This is a genomic window from Streptomyces sp. NBC_00029, from assembly GCF_045160505.1.
Lineage (GTDB): Bacteria > Actinomycetota > Actinomycetes > Streptomycetales > Streptomycetaceae > Streptomyces.
This window is the reverse complement of record NZ_CP108292.1, coordinates 3,044,453-3,060,744: the sequence shown is the minus strand read 5'-3', so window position 1 is coordinate 3,060,744 and position 16,292 is coordinate 3,044,453. Positions and strand designations below refer to the sequence as shown.

Below are 16,292 nucleotides of genomic sequence, written 5' to 3'. Positions count from 1 at the left end.
TTCCCTTCTCCCTCCGTTCCTTCAGGAGTACCCAGCCATGTCGTCCATCCGACGCCCGATCTCCCTCGCGGCCGCAGTCCTGACCGCCGCCGCGCTCGGCGCCACCGCCTTCGTCCTGCCCGCCACCGCCGCGGGCGGCGCCCCCACCGAACCGATGAAGATCACCGGTGGCACCCTCGACTGGGGCGTGCTTGCGAGCTACCGCGCCTACGTGACCGGCATGGCCAAGGGCACCATCACGGTGGCGGACGGGGCCAAGCAGAACGAGGACGGCACCCTGCGCTTCGTCGAGCCGACCGGCGCGTACGAGCCGGCCAACGGGCACGTGGTGAAGGCGGCCTTCAAGGGCAGCGTGACCTTCTCGTCGCCCGCCCCGCCGACCGGCCACGGCTTCGAGGTCAAGCTCTCGGACATCCGTATCGACACCGGCACCAAGAAGCTCACCGCGGACGTCACCAAGGGCGGCACGACCACCCAGGACGTGCCCATGGCCACCGTGGCCTTCGCCGGCCAGTCGATGACCGGCCTGGCTACCACCCTCACCCAGGAGGCCGCGGACGCGCTCGGGTCGCCGGGCTACAAGGACAAGCCCGGCGACCCGCTCACGGCGAAGCTGGAGTTCGAGAAGCCCGCCCCCGAGCCCACCCCGGAGAACACCACCAAGAACCCGACGCCTCCGGCCGACGACACGCAGAAGGTGCTCAGCGGCAAGCTGACGTGGGGCGTGAAGGAGTCCTTCCGCAAGTACGTCCTGAGCGCGGGCTCGATCACCCCGGCCGGCGGCGCCGCCAAGAACGGCGACACCTTCGACTTCGCCTTCGGCAAGGGTGACCTGGACGTCAAGAAGCAGAAGCTGAACGCCTCCTTCGCGGGCAACCTCCGCTTCCAGTACGCGGCCCACGGCATAGACATGACCTTCGGCAACCCCCGCGTGGAGGCCACCGGCAAGACCGGCACGCTCTACGTGGACGTGAAGAACGGCTCCGGCACCAAGACGGGCCTGCGCTTCGCCACGCTCGACCTGTCGAAGACCGACTACAAGACCACGAAGGGCGTCCTGGCGCTGAACGCGGTCCCGGCGGCCTTCACCGCCGAGGGTGCGGCGGCCTTCGCCAACGACACCACCGGCTCCATGTACAAGGCCGGCGACCCGATCGACCCGCTCACCTTCGCCGTGGCGGTCGACAAGGACGCCCAGCTGCCCTCGACGGGCGGCACGACCGGCGGCTCCACGGGCGGCTCGAACGGCGGCACCACCGGCGGAACGACGGGCGGCACCACCGGCGGTACGGGCGGCACGGTGGGCGGTGGCTCCTCCACCGTCGGCGGCAATCTCGCGAACACCGGCGCCGAGATCCCGGCCGCGGCCCTGCTCACCACCTCCGGCGTGGTGATCGCGGCCGGCGCGGGCGCGGTGTACTTCGCGCGCAGGCGCCGTACGTCGCACGTCTGAGCCGTGCTTCAATTTCCCGCGTGAATGATCTGGACGTGCTGAGGGTCTTCTGCGCGGGTGACGGCCGGTTCGGCAACCTGCTCGGTGTCGTACGCGACGGCCGGACCTGCCCCGACGACGCGTCGCGGCAGGCCCTGGCCGCCGAACTCGGCTACAGCGAGACGGTGTTCGTCGACGACCCCGAACGCGGGGTCGTCGACATCCGCACCCCCGGCACGCGCATGTCCTTCGCGGGACATCCGTTGGTCGGGGTCGCGTGGTTGCTGGACGTGGAGGAGCTCCAGCCGCCCGCCGGATCCGTATGGGCCCGCGACGACGGGGAGTTCACCTGGATCACGGCCCGCCCCGAGTGGGTCGAGGGCAAGCGCACCGAGCAGTTCGGGTCCGTCGCCGAGGTCGAGGCGCTGCCCGCGCCGCCGCCCGGCGAGGGCTGGCTGTACGCCTGGGCCTGGGAGGACGAGGCCGCGGGCCGCGTGCGCGCCCGGGGCTTTCCGCGCCGCCCCGACGGGGTCATCACCGAGGACGAGGCCACCGGTTCGGCCGCGATCCTGCTGACGGCCCAGCTGAACCGCGCCCTGAACATCACCCAGGGCGCCGGCTCCCAGATCCTCACCGCCCCCGGCCCGGACGGCACGGTCGAGATCGGCGGCCGCGTCCGCTTCGCCCCGCACGCTTGAAACGGCAGTGGGACCGGTCCGGGTACACATGTGCACCCGGACCGGTCCCACGCTCGCTTCCGTTTCCGTCCCGCTCCCCGGACCTCCCCGGAGGGGCTACGCGCTCAGCGGGAACTGCTCGCCCAGCTCGCGGAAGACCGCGCCGTTGAAGTCGAAGGCGCGCTTGCACTCGTCGATGATGCGCTGCTTCTCCAGGTCGTCCGCGGCGATCGCGTCCAGCAGCTCGCGGTAGGTCCGCTTGAAGGCCGCCGGGTTGGAGATGTCCGCGAAGACGTAGAACCGGACGCCGTCGCCCTTGCGCTCGAAGCCCCAGGTGCGCTCGGCCTTGTCGCGGATGATCTGTCCGCCGGAGAGGTCGCCCAGGTAGCGGGTGTAGTGGTGGGCGACGTACCCGCCCGGCCATTCGGCGGCGCACTGGGCGACCCGGTCGGCGTACGCACGCGTCGCGGGCAGGGCCACCACGCGCTCGCGCCAGTCGGGGCCCACCAGGTGTGCCAGGTCGCGCTCGATCTCGGCGACGCGCATGAGCTCGGGCCGGATGAAGGGTCCTGCCACCGCGTCGTCCTTGAGGGACTCGGCCGCGTCCTCCAGGGCCCGGTACACGAACCACAGCTGCTCGGTGTAGCGCGTGTATGCGTCCACGCCGAGCCGTCCACCCAGTAGATCGCTCATGAAGGTCGACGTCTCGGCCTCGGTGTGCTGCTCGTGCGAGGCGACGCGGATGACCGTAGAGAAGGCGTCCAAGGCGGACCTCCAGGAAGAGGAAACAGGCGTGACGGCAATGCCGCCACGCCTGATCCTCCTACTTAGGCTTGCCTAAGTCAATGTGTTCCCGACGTCCTGTCGGTAAAAAATCCCGGGCCGCGGAGCCGGCCGGACCGGCTACGGCAGGGTCAGGATCTCCGCGCCGGAGTCCGTCACCACCAGCGTGTGCTCGAACTGTGCGGTGCGCTTGCGGTCCTTCGTGACGACCGTCCAGCCGTCCTCCCACATGTCGTACTCGTGGGTGCCCAGCGTGAGCATCGGCTCGATGGTGAAGGTCATGCCGGGTTCGATGACGGTGGTGGCGTGCGGGCTGTCGTAGTGCGGGACGATCAGGCCGGAGTGGAACGACGAGTTGATGCCGTGGCCGGTGAAGTCCCGGACCACGCCGTAGCCGAAGCGCTTCGCGTACGACTCGATGACGCGGCCGATGATGTTGATCTGGCGGCCCGGCTTGACGGCCTTGATGGCCCGGTTCAGGGCTTCCCGGGTGCGCTCCACCAGCAGCCGCGACTCCTCGTCCACCTCTCCGCACAGGTAGGTCGCGTTGTTGTCGCCGTGCACGCCGCCGATGTACGCGGTCACGTCGAGGTTCACGATGTCGCCGTCGCGCAGGACGGTGGAATCGGGGATGCCGTGGCAGATGACCTCGTTCACGGAGGAGCACAGCGACTTGGGGAAGCCCCGGTAGCCGAGCGTCGAGGGGTAGGCCCCGTGGTCGCACATGTACGCGTGGGCGACCTTGTCGAGCTCGTCGGTGGTCACCCCCGGCGCGATCAGCTTGGCGGCCTCCTCCATCGCCTGGGCGGCGATCCGGCCGGCGATGCGCATGGCCTCGATGGTCTCGGCCGACTGCACCTCCGGTCCGGTGTACGGAGTGGGCGCGGGCTTGCCCACGTACTCGGGCCGGCGGATGTTTCCGGGAACGGAACGGACGGGAGAGAGCTCGCCTGGTACGAGCAGCGACTGGCCAGACATGCGAGCGAGTGTATCCAGCGGGGATGGGGCAGCATGGCGGCATAGAGAGGTACGAGAGGAGCCCGACGACGATGGCCCTGTTCAAGAAGCGTCAGGTGGGCAAACCCGGCGAGTGGTACTACTGCCTGGTCCACAAGAAGGTCGAGGAAGGCCCCGAGTGCCCGGCCAAGGACCGGTTCGGGCCGTACGAAACCCCGGAGGAGGCGAACCACGCCATGGAGACGGCGCAGGAACGCAACCTCGAATGGCAGAACGACCCCAAGTGGAACGACAGGACCCGCGAGGACGAAGAGGGCACCACCGGCACCACCGGCACGGGTACGGCGTAGGCCCTACCAGCGGCTGGGCGGCGGCGAGGTCAGCTGGTCGGCCAGCCGCGCCAGCCGGTCCCGGAACCGGCGGGCTCCGCGCTGCACCGGCAGACCGTTCTCCCCGGCCGCCGCGCTGACCAGGTGCTGCACGGTGTCCAGATCCATCCCACCGTCCTGCGCGCCGGTGTCCCCGCCCGGCACGGACAGGACATCGTGCGCGAGCGTGCCCAGACCCGGGTCCCCGCCGTCCAGGGACAGTACGGTCGCCCCCGCGCGCCGCGCGTCGTGGACGCGCTCCAGCAGCCCTTCGCCCGGCGCCCCGGGCGCCACCACCAGCAGGGTGTGCCCGCGGCGGGCCGCCTCCAGCCGGCCCAGCCCCACCGACAGGTGCGGCGGCTCCCCGGGCCGCACGTGGTGGCGTACGAGCGTGGGCGCCAGCTCCGGCCGGCCCGACCAGGCGGCCTCGTCCACCAGGTGCGCCGCCATGTGCCAGGGCTCGTAGCCCTCGGTCCCCACGAGCAGCAGGTGCCCGCCGGCCGGTACGACGGACCGGCGCAGCGATGCGGCGAAGCAGCGTGCGGCGCCCGGCCATTGCGTACCGGCGAGCACCTCGCGCAGCAGCGCGACCCTCACGGCGTCCATATCGGCATCCTGCACCATGCAGGGGACACGGGGAGGGATTCCTTCCTCTTCGACACCCTTCGACTGTGGGCTACCCGGCAGTACCCTCGCCCCCATGACTTCCTCAGACAACACGCAGAAGCCGCCGGTCAAGGACCCGTGGGAGCTGCCGGACGTGTCCGGCCTCGTCGTCGGCGTCCTCGGCGGCACCGGCGACCAGGGCCGGGGCCTGGCCTACCGGCTCGCCAGGGCCGGCCAGAAGGTGATCATCGGCTCCCGCGCCGCCGACCGCGCGCGGACCGCGGCCGAGGAACTGGGCCTCGGCGTGGAGGGCGCGGACAACGCCGAGTGCGCGCGCCGCAGCGACATCGTCATCATCGCGGTGCCGTGGGAGGGCCACGCCAAGACCCTCGAAGCGCTGCGCGAGGACCTCGCGGGCAAGCTCGTGGTGGACTGCGTCAACCCGCTCGGCTTCGACAAGCAGGGCGCCTACGCCCTCCAGGTCGAAGAGGGCAGCGCCGCCCAGCAGGCCGCCGCCCTGCTCCCGGACTCCCGCGTCACGGCGGCCTTCCACCACCTGTCGGCCGTCCTGCTCCAGGACGAGTCGATCGACGAGATCGACACCGACGTGATGGTCCTCGGCGAGGTCCGCGCCGACACGGACATCGTCCAGGCCCTGGCCGCCCGCATCCCGGGCATGCGCGGAGTCTTCGCGGGCCGCCTGCGCAACGCCCACCAGGTCGAGTCCCTGGTGGCCAACCTGATCTCCACGAACCGCCGCTACAAGGCCCACGCGGGCCTGCGCATCACGGACGTCTGACCCGCCCGGCGGTCCTTACGGCAGCACTGCGCGGCATGGGGGACACTGGACGGGTTCGACCCCGTTCAGTGTTTCCGAGGAGCCCCACCCATGCCCCGCCTTGCCGTCTTCGCCGTTGTCGTCTGCGTCTGTGCGGTGGCCGCGGCCGTCGTCGCCTTCGTGGAGGGCAGCTTCCTCGGGATCGTGTGGGTGCTGCTGGCCGGCCTCACGTCCAACATGGCCTGGTACTACCTGCGCAAGGCGAAGGCCGAGAAGGCCGCCGCCGCCCGCAACGCCTAGGACGGCCTAGTCCTGCGGCATCGCGCAGAAGCCGTCGGTGTCCCGCCAGAAGTTGTAGAGGTCGCGGCCGCAGTACGTCTCCAGGTCCGACACGCCGAGCGCGGACATCAGGCCGTCCACCGCGTCGAAGAAGAACGCGTTGACGCCAGGGATCCACAGCAGCGCGAACACGGCCAGCAGGCCGAACGGCGCCAGCGGCTCCACCTCCCGGCGCACCCGGTACGACAGCCAGGGCTCGATGACCCCGTAGCCGTCGAGGCCCGGTACCGGAAGGAAGTTCAGGATCGCCGCCGTGACCTGGAGCATGGCGAGGAAGGCGAGCGCGTAGCGGAAGCCCAGCGGCACCCCTTCGAGGGCGTCCAGCCAGAACGGGGCCGTGCACACGAGGGCGAAGGCCACGTTGGTCAGGGGGCCCGCCGCCGAGATGAGGCTGTGCTTCCAGCGACCCTGGATGCGGCTGCGCTCGATGAAGACCGCGCCGCCGGGCAGGCCGATGCCGCCCAGGATCACGAAGATCACCGGTAGCACGATGCTGAGCAGCGCGTGCGTGTACTTGAGCGGGTTCAGCGTCAGGTAGCCCTTTGCGCCCACCGTGAGGTCGCCGCCGTGCAGGGCGGTCCGGGCGTGCGCGTACTCGTGCAGGCACAGGGAGACGATCCACGCCGACGTCACGAAGAGGAACACGGCGAGACCGGCGCTCGTCGAGTAGCCCGTCCACACCGCCCAGCCCGTGACGGCCATGATCGCGACGATGCCGAGGAATACCGAACTGATCTGCCGCTCACCGCGGCCGCCCTGATGACCCATGCGGGCAACCTATCCCGCGGGCTCGACGGAAAACGGTGCGGGTCCCGGGCCGGGTGCGGGGACAATGGGCCGGTGCGTTACGCAATCCTCGGAACCGCCCAGGCCATCCACGACGACGGGACCCCCGTGGCCGTCGGCGGAGCACGCCTCAGGGCGCTCCTGACCGCGCTCGCGCTGCGGCCGGGGCGGGTGGTGACGGCCCGGCTGCTCGTCGCCGAGGTGTGGGACGCGGACCCGCCGGCCGACGCGCCCGCGGCCCTGCAGGCGCTGGTGGCCCGGCTGCGGCGGGCGCTCGGGCACGCGGCCGTGCGTTCCGCGGAGGGCGGCTACGAGCTGGTCGCCGGGCGGGAGGACATCGACCTGTACCGCTTCGAGCGGCTGGTCCGGGCCGCGGGCGAGGCCGCTGATCCGGCCGGCGCGGCGGCCCTGTACGAGGAGGCCCTCACCCTGTGGCGCGGACCGGCCCTCGCCGACCTGCCGGACCCGGGTGCGGAGGCCGCGCGCTGGGAGGCCGTACGGACGGACGCGCGCCGGGGACGCCTCGCCGCGGCCCTGGCGCTGGGCGAGGCGGAGCGGTTCCTGCCGGAGCTGACCGCGCTGTGCGCGCGGCAGCCGCTGGACGAGCCGCTGCACACCCTGCGCATCAAGGCCCTGCGGGACGCGGGCCGCCCGGCGGAGGCACTGGCCGCGTACGACAGCGTCCGCCGGGAGCTCTCCGACCGGCTGGGCACCGACCCGGGCCCGGAACTGCGCGCCCTGCACGCCGAACTGCTGGCCTCGGATCCCGCCCCGCGCCCCACGGCCAACGCCACGGCCAACGCCACGGCCAACGCCACGGCCAACGCCACGACCGCCAACGCCACGACCGCCGCCCCGTCCGCGGCCGCCCCCGAACCCGCCCCCGTGTCCGCGGGCAACCTGCGCGCCCGCCTGACCACCTTCGTCGGGCGCGAGGACGACATCCGCACCATCGGCGAGGACCTGGCGCGGTCCCGCCTCGTCACGCTCCTGGGACCCGGCGGCGCGGGCAAGACGCGGCTGTCCCAGGAGGCCGCCGAGGCCCAGGACGAGAGTGCCTGGCCCGACGGCGTGTGGCTGGTCGAACTGGCCCCCATCGACGGGCCCGGCGACCCCGAGGACGTCGCCGAAGCCACCCTCGCCGCGCTCGGCGCCCGCGAGACCAAGCTGCGCGCCGCCGCCGCCGAGGAACTGCGGGCCCTGACCGAACGCGCCGGGGACGACCCCCTCGACCGGCTCGCCGAGCACTGCGCACGGCGCCGGCTCCTGCTGCTCCTCGACAACTGCGAGCACGTCATCGGCGCGGCCGCCGCCCTCGCCGAACGGCTCCTCACGCACTGCCCCGGCGTCCGGATCCTGGCCACCAGCCGCGAACCCCTCGGCGTCCCGGGGGAGTCCCTGCGCCCGGTGGAACCGCTGCCCGACCCGATCGCGCTGCGGCTGCTCGGCGACCGCGGGGCCGCCGCCCGCGCCGGCTTCACGGTCGACGAGGACCCCGCCGCGGCCGCCGAGATCTGCCGCCGCCTCGACGGTCTGCCGCTCGCCATCGAGCTGGCGGCCGCCCGGCTGCGGCTGCTCACCCCGCGCCAGATCGCCGACCGGCTCGACGACCGCTTCCGGCTCCTGACCAGCGGCGCCCGTACGGTCCTGCCCCGCCAGCAGACCCTGCGCGCGGTCGTCGACTGGTCCTGGGACCTCCTCGACGAGGCCGAGCGCACGGCCCTGCGCCGGATGTCCGTCTTCGCCGGCGGCTGCGACCTGGCCGCCGCCGAGGCCGTCTGCGCCGACCCTTCCGATCCCGCCTCCTACGACGCCGCCGAGGTCATCGGCTCCCTCGTCGACAAGTCCCTGGTCGTCGCCGCCCCCGGATCCGACGGCTCCGCCATGCGCTACCGCCTGCTGGAGACGGTCGGCGAGTACGCCGCCGAGCGCCTCGCCGAGACCCACGGCGACCGCGAGGCCACCGAGCACCGCCACCTCGTCCACTACCGCGAACTGGCCCGGACCACCGAACCGGTGCTGCGCGGCCACGGCCAGCGCGCCGCCGCCGACCGGCTCGCCACCGAGTACGAGAACCTGCGTACCGCCCTGCGCCGGGCCATCGCCGTCCGCGACGCAGACGAAGCCCTGTGCCTGGTCCACTCCCTGGGCTGGTACTGGCACATGCACGACCTGCGCTCCGAGTCCCGGCACTGGGCCGAGGCCGCCGCCGCGCTCGGCCCCAACCCGTTCGAGGCGCCCGTCACCCCCGCCGAGCCCGTCTACGAACGGCTCGTCGACACGCCCCCGCCCTACTCCGGCGAAACGCGCACCGAGGGCTGGCGCGCCCTCAACCTGGTCCTGCTGGCCTCGCGCGACCAGACCAACGAGAACTGGAACACCCCCGCGGTCCGTGCCCTGATCGACGGGGTCCTCGCCACCTACCGGCCCGGACTCCCGCAGACCTGCCGGACCCCCGCCTCCCTGTGGATCTACGCGGTCATGATCGCCGGCGACCCGGGGCTGCTCCGGAAGGTCGTCGAGGCGACCGTCGCCACCGCCCGTGAGCTCGGCTACCGCTGGGAGCTCGCCTCCGCGCTCCAGCTGCGCGCCAATATCCTCGCCAACCGGGCCGACTGGGCCGGGGACGCCTCGCGCGACGCCGACGAGAGCCTGGCCCTGTTCCGCGAACTCGGCGACGCCTGGGGCTGCGCCGAGGCCCTGTCCGCCCGCGCCGAGGCCCGGGAGAAGCGCGGGGAGTACGCGCTGTCCGCCCGCGACTACCGCGAGGCGATCGCGTACGCCGAACGCCTCGGCGCCATGGCCCAGGTGACGGTGCTGCGCGTACGCATGGCCGGAACGCTGACCGAGGACGGCCGGATCGAGGAGGCCGAGGAGATCCTCACCGAGATCACCGCCACGGTGCAGCGGTACGGCAACGAGGCCATGCCCGCCGCCCGGATGTTCCTCGCGGGCATCCTCGGACGCACGGGTCGGCTCGCCGAGGCACGCCGCCAGCTGCAGCTCCTGCGCGACGAGTTCGCCTTCGGCGCGTTCGCCATCTTCGACGGCTTCCTGCTCGGCACGATGGGCTGGCTGGACAACCAGGAGGGGCTGTACGAGGAGGCCCTCGGCCGGCTGCGCCAGGCTCTGGGGACCGCCTCGGACCCGATGGCGCGGATGGTGGCCCCGCAGATGCCGGCGGTCTACCTGATGACCGCGGCCGTCTCCCTGGCCTCGCTCGGGGGCCCGCGCCGCGAGTACGACGCGGCCCGGCTGCTGGGCGCCTACCGGGCGCTGCTGCCGCCCGGGCACTTCCCCGTCACCACGGAGCGCGATGACTTCGCCCGAGCGCAGGATCTGGCACGGGCGGCGCTGGGGGACGCCGCCTACGAGAAGGCGTACGCCGAAGGCGGTGGCCTCTCCCTGGAGGAGGCCACCGCCCTCATCTGACCCGGCCCCCGGCCGGTGTCCGTCCGGGACGCGATCCGGAACGGATCGGTCCGCGGGTCAGGTCTTCTGGCGGAACTTCCGCACCGCGAGCGGCATGGTGACCGCGGTGATGGCGAGCGACCAGACCAGGGTCATCCACACCGAGTCGCCGACCGGAGTGCCGTTGATCAGCGCACGGGCGGCGTCCGCCAGGTTCGACAGCGGGTTGTAGTCCGTGAAGGACTGCAGCCAGCCCGGCATCGTGGTCGGCGGGGCGAAGATCGAGCTGCCGAACTGCAGCGGCATCAGGACCATCATCGCCATGCCCTGGACGGCCTGCGGGGTCTTCAGGGTGAGACCGAGCAGAACGAAGATCCACATCAGCGAGGCGCCGAAGACGGCCGACAGAGCGATGGCGAGGAACAGGCCCACCACCGGACCCTTGATCGACAGACCGAGCAGGAAGCCCACCGCGAGCAGGATCGCGATGGCGACCATCATCCGGCCCAGTTCGACGAGGATCTTGGCGATGAGCACCGACGACCGGGCGATGGGCATCGACCGGAACCGGTCCATGACGCCCTTCTTGAAGTCGTCGTTGACCCCGGTGCCGACGCCCATGGCGATGTTCATGCCCATCATGGCCATCAGGCCCGGGACCACGTAGTTGACGTAGTCCGCCTGGTTCCCCTTGCCGGAGATCGCACCGCCGAAGACGAACACGAACAGCAGCGTGAAGATGATCGGCATGAACACGACGTCGAACATCGACTCGGGATCCTGCTTGATCTGCAGGGCGTTGCGGCGCACCAGGGCGCCGATGTGCCGCAGGTTGGCCCGCAGGCCGATCCGGCCCTCGCCGGGGTACGCGGCCACCGAGGCCGGACCGGGCGCGGTGGGCGCGGGCTTCGTCGTGGTTACGGTGCTCATGCCGCGACCTCCTCGGTCTTCTCGGTGGGAACGGAGTCCTCGACGGCGGCGGGCTTCTGGCCGGTGATGGCCAGGAACACCTCGTCGAGGCTGGGCAGGTAGGTGCCGAGGTCGGCGATCGCGTAGCCGCGGGCGGCCAGCAGGCCGACCACGGCCGTCAGCTGCTCGTCGCTCAGGATCGGGACCAGCAGGACGCCCTCGTCCGGTACGGCCTGGCTGCCGGCCACGCCGTCCAGTCCGGCCTCGGCCAGCGAGCGGGCCATGCCCGGCAGGTCCGAGGCGGCCACGGGGCGGATCTTGAGGGTGCGGCCGCCGACGCGCGCCTTCAGCTCGTCGACCTTGCCGTTGGCGATGACCTTGCCGCGGTCGATGACGGTGAGCTCGCTGGCGAGCTGCTCGGCCTCCTCCATGTACTGGGTGGTGAGCAGCACGGTCGCGCCCTCGGCGACGAGGCGCTGGACCTCGTCCCACACCTCGTTGCGGGTGCGGGGGTCGAGACCGGTGGTCGGCTCGTCCAGGTAGAGCACGGCCGGGTTGCCGATCAGCGAGGCGGCGAGGTCCAGCCGGCGCCGCATGCCGCCGGAGTAGTTCATGGCGGCCTTCTTGGCCGCCTCGGTCAGGGAGAACCGCTCCAGCATCTCGCCCGCGCGGCGGCGGGCGTCCTTGCGGGAGAGGTCGAGCAGCCGCCCGATCATGTAGAGGTTCTCCCAGCCGGAGAGCTTCTCGTCGACCGAGGCGTACTGGCCGGTGAGGCCGATGGTGCGGCGCAGCTGGCGCGGCTGGCGGACCACGTCGTAGCCCGCGACGGTCGCGGTGCCGGCATCCGGGACGATCAGGGTGGAGAGGCAGCGGACCAGCGTGGTCTTGCCTGCGCCGTTGGGGCCGAGGACCCCGAGGACCGTGCCCTCCCGGACATCCAGGTCGACACCGTCGAGGGCCTTGGTCTCGCCGTAGTGCTTGACCAGCCCCCGTACCTCCACGGCGTTGGGCTTGTTGTCGTTTCGCGTCATGCCCCTATGGGAGCAGCCGCCACTGACAAAGCACCGACAGCCGACCGACAGAGGTACGACAAACGTACGGCAGACGTACGACAGCCCGCCGACACGCGGTCGGCGGGCTGTCGGCGGACTGCCGGGGAGCCGGGGGAGCCCGGCCCACCCCGTCAGTGGAAGGCGTGCTCCGCCTGCGGGAACGTTCCGCCGACCACGTCCTCGGCGAAGGCCCTCGCCGCGCCGGTCATGGTCTCGCGGAGCTTCGCGTACTGCTTGACGAACTTCGGCATCTTCCCGCCGGTCAGGCCCATCATGTCGGTCCACACCAGTACCTGCGCGTCGCACTCCGCGCCCGCACCGATGCCGACCGTCGGGATGTGCAGGGACCGGGTGACCTCGGCGGCCAGCTCGGCCGGAACGAGCTCCAGCACCACCGCGAACGCGCCCGCGTCCTGCGCCGCCTTCGCGTCGCGCAGCAGCTGGTGCGCGGCCTCGTCACCGCGCCCCTGCACCCGGTAGCCCATGGCGTTGACCGACTGCGGGGTCAGGCCCAGGTGGGACATGACGGGGATGCCGGACTGCACGATCAGCTCGGTCTGGGCCAGCGAGCGCTCGCCGCCCTCCAGCTTCACCGCTCCGACCCCGGCCTCCTTGACGAGACGGGTGGCGCTGCGCAGGGCCTGCACGGCGCCTTCCTGGTACGAGCCGAACGGCATGTCGCCGATGACCAGCGAGCGGCTCGTGCCGCGTACGACGGCCGCCGAGAGCATGGTCATCTGGTCCATCGTCACCGGGACGGTGGAGTCGTAGCCGAGGTGGCAATTGCCCATGGAGTCGCCGACGAGGATGACCGGGATGCCGGCCTCGTCGAAGACGGACGCGGTCATGGCGTCGTAGGCCGTGAGCATGGGCCACTTCTCGCCGCGTTCCTTGGCGAGGGTGAGGTCGCGGACGGTGATGCGCCGGGTGCCCGTGCCTCCGTACAGGGTGGGTGTGCCCGACGGAGATGCTGCTGCGGGTTCGCGGGCAGGCGAAACGGCATGCGTCATTGCAACTGCTCCTTGTTCATCTCGAGGCGCCCTTACGGCGTCCCCGGACTCACCCCCCATGGTGGCACCCGCGGGGCCGAAGGCGGAAGTGGTCCGCGCTGCGAGCCCCGCCACGGGATCCAATGTGCGCGTTTCGTGACAAGCGGAACCCCCTGCGCACGGCCGTTCGTCCTCCCGGACGTACGACCGTGACCGGCGGTCGTGACGTACGGCACGGAAGGCTCCGGTTCATCGCCTAGGGTCAAGGGGCGGGGACGGAGCGCGAGCGCGGCAGTGAGGGCAGTGGTATGGCACAGGCGTACATGACGGAGTCGGGGAACGGCGGCTCGGACCCCGAGCCCTCCGGAACCCGCCTCCGGCGCCGGCTGACCGCACTGCGCAGGGACCCGGGCATCTGGCGGCGCGGACTGGTGCTCGCCGGGATCGCCGTGTTGATCTCGCTGGTCATGATCTTCCACGCCGATCTGCCCAACGACGTGGGCAACCTCGGCAGCCTCACCGAGACCTTCCTGCCCTGGCTGGGCCTGGCCGTCCCGCTCCTGCTGGCCGGCGCCGTCTACCGCAGGTCCGCCACCGCGCTCATCGCCGTCCTGCTGACGGCCGCGGTCTGGGCGAACCTCTTCGGCGGCCTGGTCAGCGACAAGTCCGGCGCCGGCGGGAACCTGGTGGTGGCCACCCACAACGTGGACGCCGACAACCCCGACCCGCGCGGCACCGCCGAGTCGGTCGCCCGCTCCGGGGCCGACGTCCTGGCCCTGACCGAGCTCAAGGGAAGCGCCGTCCCCGTCTACGAGAAGGCCCTCGCGGCCACGTACAAGTACCACTCGGTCGAGGGCACCGTCGGCCTGTGGAGCAAGTACCCCCTCAGCGGCAGCGCGCCCGTCGACATCCGGATGGGCTGGACCCGGGCCATGCGCGCCACCGTCGCCACCCCCCACGGGCCGGTCGCCGCCTTCGTCGCCCACCTGCCCTCGGTCCGGGTCAAGCTGAACGCAGGCTTCACCGCCAACCAGCGCGACGACAGCGCCGACGCGCTGGGCGCCGCGCTCGCCGCCGAACCGCTGAAGAAGGTCATCCTGCTCGGCGACCTCAACGGCACCATGAACGACCGCGCCCTCTCCGAGGTCACCTCGCAGATGCGCTCCACCCAGGGAGCCGCGGGCGACGGCTTCGGCTTCAGCTGGCCGGCGGAGTTCCCGATGGCCCGGATCGACCAGATCATGGTCCGCGGGATCCGGCCGGAGGCCTCCTGGACCCTGCCCCGTACGGGCAGTGACCACCTTCCCGTCGCGGCCCGGGTCACCGTGAAGCCCTGACGGACGTACCTGCGCGAGGGCCCCGGCCCGCTCTCCCCGGAGAGTGGCCGGGGCCCTCGCGCATCCGCTACGCCCGCTCGCGCCAGCCGTTCGTGATGGGCAGCCGGCGGTCCTTGCCGAAGCCCTTCGCCGAGATCTTCGTGCCCGGCGGGTACTGGCGGCGCTTGTACTCCGCCGTGTCCACCATCCGCAGGGTCCTGGCCACCAGCTCCGCCTCGAAGCCGGCCGCGACGATCGCGTCCATGCCCTGGTCGCGGTCCACGTACATGGCCAGGATCGCGTCGAGCACCGGATAGTCCGGCAGCGAGTCCGTGTCCACCTGGCCCGGGCGCAGCTCGGCGCTCGGCGGCTTCACGATCGAGTTCTCCGGGATCGGCGGGACCTCACCGCGCTCGGCGGCGGCCCGGTTGCGGTATTCCGCGAGCCGGAAGACGTCCGACTTGTAGACGTCCTTGATGGGGCCGTACGCGCCCACGGAGTCGCCGTACAGGGTGGAGTAGCCGACGGCCAGCTCCGACTTGTTGCCCGGCGCCAGCACGATGTGGCCCTCCTGGTTGGAGAGCGCCATCAGCATGGTGCCGCGCAGCCGGGACTGCAGGTTCTCCTCGGCCAGGCCGGTCAGGCCCAGCGAGCCCATGTAGGCGTCGAACATCGGCTCGATGGAGACGGTCCGGAAGTTCAGCCCGGTGCGCTCGGCCAGGTCGGCCGCGTCGCTGCGGGAGTGGTCCGAGGAGTACTTCGAGGGCATCGAGACGCCGTGGACGTTCTGCGCGCCGATCGCGTCGCAGGCGATGGCGGCGACGAGTGCGGAGTCGATGCCGCCGGAGAGCCCGATCAGAACGGAGCGGAATCCGTTCTTCCTGACGTAGGCGCGCAGCCCCACGACCAGCGCGTCGTAGACCTCCTCGTCGTCGTCGAGCCGCTCCGCGTAGCCGCCGGTGACGACCGGCTCGTACGGCTCCACGGGCTCCTCGGAGAGGATCACGCGCTCGATCCGCAGTCCGTCGTCCACCACGCCCTCGGGCGCTTCGGTGCCGGCGGCCGGCAGGTCGAGGTCGACCAGGACGCAGCCCTCGGAGAACTGCGGGGCGCGGGCGATGACCTCCCCGTCGGCGCCGACGACGATCGAGTCGCCGTCGAAGACCAGCTCGTCCTGGCCGCCGATCATCGCCAGGTAGGCGAGGGTGCAGCCGGCCTCCTGGGCCCGCTTCCGGACCAGTTCGAGGCGCTGGTCGTCCTTGTTGCGCTCGTACGGGGAGGCGTTGACGGAGATCAGCAGCCCGGCCCCGGCGGAGCGGGTGGCCGGCACCCGGCCGCCTTCCTGCCAGAGGTCCTCGCAGATGGCCAGGGCCACGTCGACCCCGCCCACCCGGATCACCGGCTGCGTGTCGCCCGGCACGAAGTACCGGAACTCGTCGAACACGCCGTAGTTGGGGAGGTGGTGCTTGGCGAACCGCAGGACGACCTGCCCGCGGTGCAGCACGGCGGCCGCGTTCTCGGGGGAGCCGGCCGGACGGCCCAGCCGGGGCACGGCCCGCTCGGTGCGGTCGAGGTAGCCGACGACGACCGGCAGCTCGCCGAGGCCCTCGGCCGCGAGCCGCGCCGCGAGCTCGCGCAGAGCGGTACGGGAGGCCTCCACGAAGGAGCCGCGCAGGGCGAGGTCCTCGACGGGGTACCCGGTCAGCATCATCTCCGGGAACGCCACCAGGTGGGCGCCCTGCTCGGCGGAGTGCCGGGTCCAGTGGACGACCGAGTCGGCGTTGGCGGCGATGTCGCCGACGTGCGAGTCGATCTGATTCAGAGCGAGTCGAAGTTGAGGCACGGGGCCCAGTGTAATCGTCTTTCTGACGCGATGTCCTGGGCCCCGC

At 71.9% G+C, this 16,292-nt stretch carries 15 protein-coding genes; 7 read left to right on the top strand and 8 right to left on the bottom strand.

The genetic code is table 11. The annotated features are described in order from the left end of the window. Positions 1 to 37 precede the first annotated feature (37 nt). Both OG753_RS14575 and OG753_RS14570 read left to right on the top strand, forming a co-directional pair. Positions 38 to 1,453, top strand: coding sequence for an HtaA domain-containing protein (locus OG753_RS14575; RefSeq protein ID WP_405788690.1), 1,416 nt, complete (start codon positions 38 to 40; stop codon positions 1,451 to 1,453). Between the two features lie 11 nt (positions 1,454 to 1,464). Continuing rightward, a complete protein-coding gene (locus OG753_RS14570) occupies positions 1,465 to 2,130 on the top strand; it encodes a PhzF family phenazine biosynthesis protein (RefSeq protein ID WP_405792669.1) in 666 nt (221 codons plus the stop codon). 96 nt (positions 2,131 to 2,226) lie between these two features. Here the strand turns inward: OG753_RS14570 and OG753_RS14565 are convergent, their stop codons facing one another. Together OG753_RS14565 and map are read right to left on the bottom strand one after the other, a co-directional pair. Beyond that, positions 2,227 to 2,874, bottom strand: coding sequence for a biliverdin-producing heme oxygenase (locus OG753_RS14565; protein ID WP_327262224.1), 648 nt, complete (start codon positions 2,872 to 2,874; stop codon positions 2,227 to 2,229). Between the two features lie 138 nt (positions 2,875 to 3,012). Continuing rightward, positions 3,013 to 3,870: a type I methionyl aminopeptidase gene (gene map / locus OG753_RS14560; RefSeq protein WP_150257214.1), complete on the bottom strand. Its 858-nt coding sequence runs from the start codon at positions 3,868 to 3,870 to the stop codon at positions 3,013 to 3,015. A gap of 71 nt (positions 3,871 to 3,941) precedes the next feature. On the opposite strand from map, the gene OG753_RS14555 reads away from it, so the two are divergent. After that, on the top strand, positions 3,942 to 4,199 hold the full coding sequence (locus tag OG753_RS14555; protein WP_327262223.1) for a hypothetical protein: 258 nt from the start codon (positions 3,942 to 3,944) through the stop codon (positions 4,197 to 4,199). 3 nt (positions 4,200 to 4,202) lie between these two features. Here the strand turns inward: OG753_RS14555 and OG753_RS14550 are convergent, their stop codons facing one another. Next, positions 4,203 to 4,823 carry a hypothetical protein gene (locus OG753_RS14550; RefSeq protein ID WP_405788688.1) on the bottom strand — a complete coding sequence of 207 codons (621 nt, stop codon included), beginning with the start codon at positions 4,821 to 4,823 and terminating at the stop codon, positions 4,203 to 4,205. Positions 4,824 to 4,917: 94 nt separating this feature from the next. On the opposite strand from OG753_RS14550, the gene npdG reads away from it, so the two are divergent. Both npdG and OG753_RS14540 read left to right on the top strand, forming a co-directional pair. After that, on the top strand, positions 4,918 to 5,622 hold the full coding sequence (gene npdG / locus OG753_RS14545) for an NADPH-dependent F420 reductase (protein WP_033226682.1): 705 nt from the start codon (positions 4,918 to 4,920) through the stop codon (positions 5,620 to 5,622). Positions 5,623 to 5,712: 90 nt separating this feature from the next. Then, positions 5,713 to 5,901: a hypothetical protein gene (locus tag OG753_RS14540; protein WP_327262219.1), complete on the top strand. Its 189-nt coding sequence runs from the start codon at positions 5,713 to 5,715 to the stop codon at positions 5,899 to 5,901. 6 nt (positions 5,902 to 5,907) lie between these two features. Here the strand turns inward: OG753_RS14540 and OG753_RS14535 are convergent, their stop codons facing one another. Then, complete coding sequence (locus OG753_RS14535) at positions 5,908 to 6,708, bottom strand: site-2 protease family protein (RefSeq protein WP_327262218.1); 801 nt, start codon at positions 6,706 to 6,708, stop codon at positions 5,908 to 5,910. A gap of 72 nt (positions 6,709 to 6,780) precedes the next feature. On the opposite strand from OG753_RS14535, the gene OG753_RS14530 reads away from it, so the two are divergent. Then, positions 6,781 to 10,158, top strand: a complete 3,378-nt coding sequence (locus tag OG753_RS14530) for an AfsR/SARP family transcriptional regulator (RefSeq protein WP_405788686.1) — start codon at positions 6,781 to 6,783, stop codon at positions 10,156 to 10,158. Between the two features lie 57 nt (positions 10,159 to 10,215). Here the strand turns inward: OG753_RS14530 and OG753_RS14525 are convergent, their stop codons facing one another. The 3 genes from OG753_RS14525 to panB all read right to left on the bottom strand — a co-directional run bounded on the left by OG753_RS14525 (position 10,216) and on the right by panB (position 13,108). Further along, the gene (locus OG753_RS14525) at positions 10,216 to 11,067 is read right to left on the bottom strand and encodes an ABC transporter permease (RefSeq protein ID WP_327262216.1); all 852 of its coding nucleotides are present in this window, start codon (positions 11,065 to 11,067) and stop codon (positions 10,216 to 10,218) included. Further along, positions 11,064 to 12,077, bottom strand: a complete 1,014-nt coding sequence (locus tag OG753_RS14520; RefSeq protein WP_405788684.1) for an ATP-binding cassette domain-containing protein — start codon at positions 12,075 to 12,077, stop codon at positions 11,064 to 11,066. Before OG753_RS14520 ends, OG753_RS14525 begins: the two co-directional genes overlap by 4 nt. Positions 12,078 to 12,229: 152 nt before the next feature. Continuing rightward, positions 12,230 to 13,108: a 3-methyl-2-oxobutanoate hydroxymethyltransferase gene (gene panB, locus OG753_RS14515; RefSeq protein ID WP_327262214.1), complete on the bottom strand. Its 879-nt coding sequence runs from the start codon at positions 13,106 to 13,108 to the stop codon at positions 12,230 to 12,232. A gap of 287 nt (positions 13,109 to 13,395) precedes the next feature. Between panB and OG753_RS14510 the strand changes: the two genes are divergently transcribed. Further along, on the top strand, positions 13,396 to 14,424 hold the full coding sequence (locus OG753_RS14510; RefSeq protein ID WP_327262213.1) for an endonuclease/exonuclease/phosphatase family protein: 1,029 nt from the start codon (positions 13,396 to 13,398) through the stop codon (positions 14,422 to 14,424). A 67-nt stretch (positions 14,425 to 14,491) separates the two neighbouring features. Here OG753_RS14510 and OG753_RS14505 read toward each other — a convergent pair whose 3' ends face one another. Beyond that, on the bottom strand, positions 14,492 to 16,246 hold the full coding sequence (locus OG753_RS14505; protein ID WP_327262212.1) for an NAD+ synthase: 1,755 nt from the start codon (positions 16,244 to 16,246) through the stop codon (positions 14,492 to 14,494). Positions 16,247 to 16,292 lie beyond the last annotated feature (46 nt).